The following is a 322-nucleotide window of genomic DNA, read 5'->3' as shown; positions in this document are numbered from 1 at the left end:
CAGGCTCTATCCCTTATTAAACAAGCTGTTTAGCCTTCTTGTCACCCGTTAAGGCCATCAGGTGTCAGGTATTTAGCACTTTCAGAAATAATGCGGGCCAAAATATCTTCACCAGTTAAGCCGCCATCCCGGAAGCGACATTGCTGACTGGGGCTAGGAACAAAGGGGGGATTGGCCAAAATAGTATCGAACTGGCCAGAAGTTGCTTCGTATAAATTGCCTAAACAGAAGTGAGTGTTACATATGCCATTGAATTGAGCATTAAACCTAGGGTGTTGACTTTGAGAGCTTAAGGGTGGTAGCTTCTCAGGCAAGAACTATG

General features: G+C 45.0%; 1 protein-coding gene. It reads right to left on the bottom strand.

The genetic code is table 11. The annotated features are described in order from the left end of the window. Positions 1-41 precede the first annotated feature (41 nt). The gene (locus ACM0OS_RS29060; RefSeq protein WP_414546632.1) at positions 42-314 is read right to left on the bottom strand and encodes a methyltransferase; all 273 of its coding nucleotides are present in this window, start codon (positions 312-314) and stop codon (positions 42-44) included. Positions 315-322 lie beyond the last annotated feature (8 nt).

This window comes from Nostoc sp. CCY0012 (assembly GCF_963920855.1).
Taxonomy (GTDB): Bacteria; Cyanobacteriota; Cyanobacteriia; order Cyanobacteriales; family Nostocaceae; genus Cyanocohniella.
This window is presented reverse-complemented; position numbering and strand designations above follow the sequence as displayed.